Origin of the sequence: Streptomyces silaceus (assembly GCF_001419745.1) — a bacterium.
Lineage (GTDB): Bacteria > Actinomycetota > Actinomycetes > Streptomycetales > Streptomycetaceae > Streptomyces > Streptomyces silaceus.
Genome location: NZ_LIRJ01000098.1, coordinates 22,097 through 28,434 on the forward strand (window position 1 = coordinate 22,097; position 6,338 = coordinate 28,434).

A 6,338-nucleotide genomic window follows, 5' to 3' on the forward strand; every position below is an offset into this window, starting at 1 on the left:
CGAATGCTTCACGCCAAGTTGCCATGTCGACAATCCACCGGGTGCTGAACTGGTCACCCCGGCGGCACGGGACACAGTAGATTCGATCTTGACTGTATTACGGCGGGGGACTGGTGGAGGACCGAGGGGAAACGTGCAGGAGCGACAGGCCCAACAAGCACGTCAAGAACAGGGAGCCGCGACGACCGAGGGGGGTTTAGCACCATGAGTCACGACTCCACTGCTGCGCCGGAGGCCGCGGCTCGGAAGCTCTCGGGGCGACGCCGCCGGGAGATCGTAGCGGTGCTGCTCTTCAGCGGTGGTCCCATCTTCGAGAGTTCCATACCGCTCTCCGTATTCGGCATCGACCGGCAGGACGCCGGGGTCCCCCGATACCGGCTGCTCGTGTGCGCCGGCGAGGAGGGACCGCTGCGGACCACCGGCGGGCTCGAACTCACCGCGCCACAAGGTCTGGAGGCGATCGGTCGCGCGGGCACGGTCGTCGTGCCGGCCTGGCGGTCGATCACATCGCCGCCACCGCCGGAGGCACTCGACGCGCTGCGCCGCGCCCACGAGGAGGGCGCCCGCATCGTCGGACTGTGCACGGGTGCGTTCGTGCTCGCGGCGGCCGGACTGCTGGACGGACGCCCGGCGACCACCCACTGGATGTACGCGCCGACGCTCGCGAAGCGCTATCCGTCCGTCCACGTGGATCCGCGCGAGCTGTTCGTCGACGACGGAGACGTCCTGACGAGCGCCGGCACCGCGGCCGGAATCGATCTCTGTCTGCACATCGTGCGCACGGACCACGGCAACGAAGCGGCGGGTGCGCTCGCCCGCAGGCTTGTCGTGCCGCCGCGCCGCGCCGGCGGCCAGGAGCGCTATCTCGACAGGTCTTTACCCGAGGAGATCGGCGCCGACCCGCTCGCCGAGGTCGTCGCCTGGGCGCTGGAGCATCTCCACGAGCAGTTCGACGTGGAGACGCTGGCCGCGCGTGCGTACATGAGCAGGCGGACCTTCGACCGCAGGTTCCGCTCGCTCACCGGCAGCGCGCCGCTGCAGTGGCTGATCACCCAGCGGGTGCTCCAGGCACAGCGGCTGCTCGAGACCTCCGACTACTCCGTCGACGAGGTCGCGGGCCGTTGCGGGTTCCGCTCGCCGGTGGCGCTGCGGGGTCACTTCCGGCGTCAGCTGGGTTCGTCCCCCGCTGCCTACCGGGCCGCGTACCGCGCCCGCAGGCCGCAGGGCGAGCGGGCCCTGGAGGCCGCCGCGGCGACCGCGCAGTCCATGCCCACGCTCGTGGAGGCGGGTCCGGTGCCGACGCAGACCCGCCGCACGGCCGCGGCGAGCGCGCTCGGCCCTTCGACCTCCGTGCCGACCGAGCCGGGCAAGCCGCACTCGGACGCGTACGCGCCAGGTCGTCCGCCTCTGCCCGGGCAGAGGAGTGCGCCGTAGGGTAAGACGCATGAACGATCGCATGGTGTGGATCGACTGCGAGATGACCGGGCTCTCGCTGACGGATGACGCACTTATCGAGGTGGCCGCACTGGTCACCGACTCGGAACTGAACGTGCTCGGCGAAGGTGTGGACATCGTGATCCGCCCGCCGGACGCGGCGCTGGAGACCATGCCCGAGGTGGTGCGCAGCATGCACACCGCCTCGGGGCTCCTCGACGAGCTGGCCGGCGGCACCACGCTGGCCGACGCCGAGGAGCAGGTCCTGGCGTACGTACGTGAGCACGTCAAGGAGCCGCGGAAGGCTCCGCTGTGCGGAAACTCGGTCGGCACCGACCGCGGCTTCCTGCTGCGGGACATGCGGACGCTGGAGGAGTACCTCCACTACCGGATCGTCGACGTCTCCTCCATCAAGGAGCTCGCCCGGCGCTGGTACCCGAGGGCCTACTTCAACAGCCCGGACAAGAACGGCAACCACCGCGCGCTCGCCGACATCCGCGAGTCCATCGCCGAGCTCCGCTACTACCGCGAGGCGATCTTCGTCCCGCAGCCCGGCCCGGACTCGGACACGGCGAAGTCGATCGCGGCCAAGCACGTCCTGCCTGCGGAGTAGCCCCGCGGGAGGCCTCTCGTACGGGGTCCGGAAAACGTGTGCGCGAGCACCCCTTCGGACCCTGTACACTTTTTCTCGGCCGGTCGGAAGAACGACAAAAGACCGGGCATGGTGGGTGTAGCTCAGTTGGTAGAGCACCTGGTTGTGGTCCAGGTGGCCGCGGGTTCAAGTCCCGTCACTCACCCTGATAGATCAAGGCCCGGCCTGCGAAAGCAGGCCGGGCCTTCTTCGTATGCCCTGATTCCCGGGAACCGTATGTGACCCGTGCCATACCGTTCCTTCGCGGTAGGCATCACGGAGCGCCTCCAGGAAATGCGGCGACATCCTCCGCCGCGGCCCCCACTAGGGTTCCGGAATGATCCGCACCATCGCATTCGACGTAGGTGAGACCCTCGTCCGGGACGACCGCTATTGGGCGGCGTGGGCCGACTGGCTCCGCGTACCGCGCCATACCGTCTCCGCGCTCGTCGGGGCCGTGGTCGCCCAGGGGAAAGACAATGCCGAGGCTCTCCGTCTCCTCCGGCCGGGCATCGACATCCCCTCGGCGTATCGGGCTCGCGAGGAGGCGGGACATGGAGAGCACCTCGACGAGACCGACGTGTACGAGGACGTCCGTCCCGCCCTGTCCGCGCTGCGTGACGCCGGTGTACGCGTCGTCGTCGCCGGCAACCAGACGGCGAAGGCGGGCGAGCTGCTGCGCGCCCTGGACCTGCCTGCGGACCTGATCGCCGTGTCCGGGGAGTGGGGCGTCGCGAAGCCGTCCCCCGCGTTCTTCGAGCGGCTCGTCGCCGAGGCCGACGCGCGGGCTCACGAGATTCTGTACGTGGGAGACCATCCGCAGAACGACACACTGCCCGCGCATGCGGCCGGGCTGCGTACGGCACATCTGCGGCGCGGCCCGTGGGGCCATCTGTGGTCCGAGGATCCCGAGGTCGTCGCGGCGGCGGACTACCGCATCGAGTCGCTCATGGACCTCGTGCCCATCGTGACGGCCTGACCCGACACAAAGTGGCCCTTGCGAGTACGGACGAGGGGGATTCTCGCACCTGTACGTCATCGCCCGGGTACGGTTCGCAGTGGATTCCTCGGACTGGAGCCGCTATGCCCGCTGTCGAGAACATGGGGCCGGGCAGTCGGATCGCTGCCGCTCGTCGCGCGAAGAACTGGAGTCAGGCCGCCCTCGCACGGCGCTCCCATCTGTCCCTCGCCATGGTCAAAGCCATCGAGCAGGGCAAGCGACGCCCAGGGGACAGCTCTCTCGAAGCGATCGCGGCAGCCCTCGGACTGGATGCCACTCGCCTCGACGGCTCCTTTACCGGCACGGAGCGCCGTGTCCACGCCGCGCTGCCGGACATCTCGGCGAGCATCGCCGCATTCGACGTCCCCCTCGCCCCGCCCGGCCGCAGCCTCGACGACTTGCACGCCGCCGTCAGCGAAGCCGTCGGCTGGCGCCTGGCCGCGCGGTACGGACTCATCGCCCGGCACGCACCATCACTCCTCGGCGACGCGCTCGCGGCGTTCCACCACGCGCCCGACCGGCGCGCGGCGTCGCATCTCCTTGTCGCCATGGCCCGCGCGGCGGACGCCGTGGCGTACAAGTACGGAGCACACGACCTGAGCGCACGGCTCATCGAGCTGATGCGCTGGGCCGCGCCCCATGCCGAGGATCCGCTGCTGGACGCGGCCGTCGCCTATGTCCGCACCGAAACCTTCTTCACGGCACAAGCCCATGCCGCGGGCGCACGCACACTGGAGGCCGCGGTCGACATCGCGCCCTCCGTGACGGACCGGGCTACGGCTGCGGCCCGGGGCGCGCTGCACATGCGCGCGGCGGTCGTCACAGGTCGGAGTGGTGACGCCGACAGGGCGCGCTCGCACATCACTCAGGCGCGACTCCTGAGTGAACGGACGCCGGAGGCGACGTACTTGGGTACGGCGTTCGGTCCGGAGTCCGTGCGCGTACACGAGCTGTCCGTCGCGGTGAGCCTCGGCCACGACCACATCGACGAGGCACTGCGTCTGGCCCAGGAGTGGTCGCCGTCCATTGCGCTGCCGGCGGAGCGTCGCTCGGGATTCTGGATCGAGCTGGCGCGAGCGCAAGTCTGGGGCAGCCGGCTGGAGGACGCGTTCGAGTCGCTGAAAGCGGCTCGCTCGATCGCGCCGCAACATACTCGCAAGCATCCGTGGGCACGGGAGACCGCATGCACATTGCTGCGTCTACGGCGTAGCGACAAGGAGTCGCTTCGTCATTTCGCCGGATGGATCGGCGCCGTGTGACAACCCGTTCCGGCGAGCCGAGGGGGTACAGGGTGTATCCCTGACCTGCTCGCCCGGCACCCATGATCTGTGCACCGACGACGACAGGCGACAGGTCAGGAGCCAGACATGAGTCGATCGACATTCGAGACGTCCGGATGGGCTCGGGTCACCACGATGCGCGAAGACCGCCGCACGCCCCTCTCCGGGCTGCGTCACGCGACGGGGGCCACGGAATGACCATTCCACGCAGCGGATCAGCGGTCTTCGACTGGATCGCCCGATCTCGGCAGGAGCCACAGCAGGCGCACCGGGATTGGCTGGAGCGCGGGACCACGCAGCTCCCGCTCGGCACCCGGTTCAACGCCGTACGCCTGTCCGCACAGATCGTGCATGCCGCAGTCGGCACCACCGACCCCGACGTAGTGGGCGCGACACTGGCGGAGCTGCTCTGCGGCCCGGTCATCCACGATCGGCCGAAGGCCACGTACTACGCACTGATCGAACGGTGCCCGGCGGCGCGGTGGAGCCACCCCGACGAGGCCCCGATGCTGGGCTCCGGACACCGCCTGTCCGTTCCGGCGTCCGACCTCTGCGGCCCAACCGGCCTGTACTGGGCCGTGCGCCCTCGCATGGTCGGTGACTTGTGCCTCGTCCAGTCGGTCGCCGCCTTGGTGCACATCGCGCGGGACTCCCTCCGAGGGAGTGCACGATGAGACCGGGCAAGCCCTCCGAGCGCTCCCTGCCGCCGATCCTTTCTCCTGCGGCTACATGGAGCACACGGCCGGATGCCGCCGATGCCTACATGGCGACGCATGCCGGAAGGGCCGCAGGAAGCGTCACGCCATGCGGGCTGCTCGGCTCGCGCGCAGTTCAGGCCGTGTGGCGGCGGCGGTAGCGGCGGGCCGCCCAGATGCCTGCCGCGAGGCCGGGGACGAGGCAGCTCAGGAGGTTCACGGTGCCGCCGCGGCCCTCCAGTGCCCAGATGCCGACACCGAGCAGCAGCGCGGTGCAGACGAGAGTGACGAGCACACCGACCGCCATCTCGGTCCACCAGTTACGGGAGCTGTACGCCCTGTTCACGATCAACGCCTACTTGGTGATGAAGTGGCACTGCACGGCTTTCCGGCTGCCATTGATGAAAAGCTGCGCACAGGCCTTTCCGTACTTGGGCAGCGTGTGCGCCCCGATCTTATAGGTGGGGAATGTTCCCGTGTAACACTTCGTCCGCAGCGGCCCTCGCTTGATCTTGTACGTCTTGCCCGCGGTGTCGGCGTAATGGAATTCGAGGCGGGCATTGCAGAACCGCGAGCCGAGCGCCGCGGGGCCCACACAGTCGACGCCGGCGAGCTGGCTGCTGACCTTCTTGCCCGAGCCCTTGACCGAGTGGGTCAGGAAGCAGCCGGACGGCACCTTGATGGTCACTCCGCCGTGGGAGTAAGTGAAGACGCCGAGCGCCGTGGAGCCGGTCGCGGACCGCACGGCGCCGTCGGGCAGGCCGGAGTAGTCGGGCGCCTTTACTTCTTCCTCTTCCTCCGGAGTCACTTCCTCACCGGGAATGTCCTCGATGACGACACCGTCGGCGAGCACTTCGCCCGAATAGTCGGACGGAATGTCCTCGGACGCGTACGCGGGAGAAGTACCGACGGCGATCAGAGCGGCGGTGGAAACTCCTGCCATGACGGCTGCGGAGAATGCGCGCACGTCAACCCCCCATAGGTTTGCGCGGAACAGTTCGGAGGAGACCGTAACGACCTTCTACAGGCGTGTCGAACTTCGATTCATGGGGCGGGCCGGGCGAGAAGCGGTGAAGGAGGCGGAGGAGGGTCGCATCGGCGAGGCGGGCTCACGGTCAACGTGCCGCGCCTCGCGTGCACTTGGGTGATCGCTCCCTTGACCTCTCCTTTACCGGCGCTTTCCCTCTTCATGTGACGAGGGTCATGCCGATGCGGGGCACGCCCCTGAGGGACGCCCCCTCATGACGACGCCCGCTGTACCAGTTCCGTCGGCAGGACGATCTGGGGGCGGTGGAGGC

Annotated in this window: 7 protein-coding genes and 1 tRNA gene; 6 read left to right on the forward strand and 2 right to left on the reverse strand. The window is 68.9% G+C overall.

All coding sequences use genetic code 11. The features are described 5' to 3' along the window. Window positions 1-204 precede the first annotated feature (204 nt). The 6 genes from AOK22_RS11425 (at window position 205) to AOK22_RS11450 (ending at window position 5,019) form a co-directional block, all read left to right on the forward strand. A complete protein-coding gene (locus tag AOK22_RS11425) occupies window positions 205-1,434 on the forward strand; it encodes a GlxA family transcriptional regulator (RefSeq protein WP_055698486.1) in 1,230 nt (409 codons plus the stop codon). A 10-nt stretch (window positions 1,435-1,444) separates the two neighbouring features. After that, window positions 1,445-2,047, forward strand: a complete 603-nt coding sequence (gene orn / locus AOK22_RS11430) for an oligoribonuclease (RefSeq protein ID WP_069884861.1) — start codon at window positions 1,445-1,447, stop codon at window positions 2,045-2,047. Window positions 2,048-2,158: 111 nt separating this feature from the next. Continuing rightward, a tRNA-His gene (locus tag AOK22_RS11435) sits at window positions 2,159-2,231 on the forward strand. Window positions 2,232-2,402: 171 nt separating this feature from the next. Next, entirely contained in the window at window positions 2,403-3,044 is a 642-nt protein-coding gene (locus AOK22_RS11440) for an HAD family hydrolase (protein WP_055698488.1), read from the forward strand. A 104-nt stretch (window positions 3,045-3,148) separates the two neighbouring features. Further along, a complete protein-coding gene (locus AOK22_RS11445; protein ID WP_055698489.1) occupies window positions 3,149-4,324 on the forward strand; it encodes a helix-turn-helix domain-containing protein in 1,176 nt (391 codons plus the stop codon). A 215-nt stretch (window positions 4,325-4,539) separates the two neighbouring features. Next, window positions 4,540-5,019, forward strand: coding sequence for a hypothetical protein (locus tag AOK22_RS11450; protein WP_055698490.1), 480 nt, complete (start codon window positions 4,540-4,542; stop codon window positions 5,017-5,019). 157 nt (window positions 5,020-5,176) lie between these two features. Here the strand turns inward: AOK22_RS11450 and AOK22_RS41375 are convergent, their stop codons facing one another. Continuing rightward, window positions 5,177-5,392, reverse strand: coding sequence for a hypothetical protein (locus tag AOK22_RS41375; RefSeq protein WP_069884859.1), 216 nt, complete (start codon window positions 5,390-5,392; stop codon window positions 5,177-5,179). 3 nt (window positions 5,393-5,395) lie between these two features. Further along, a complete protein-coding gene (locus tag AOK22_RS11455; RefSeq protein WP_055698491.1) occupies window positions 5,396-6,007 on the reverse strand; it encodes a hypothetical protein in 612 nt (203 codons plus the stop codon). Window positions 6,008-6,338: the final 331 nt, after the last annotated feature.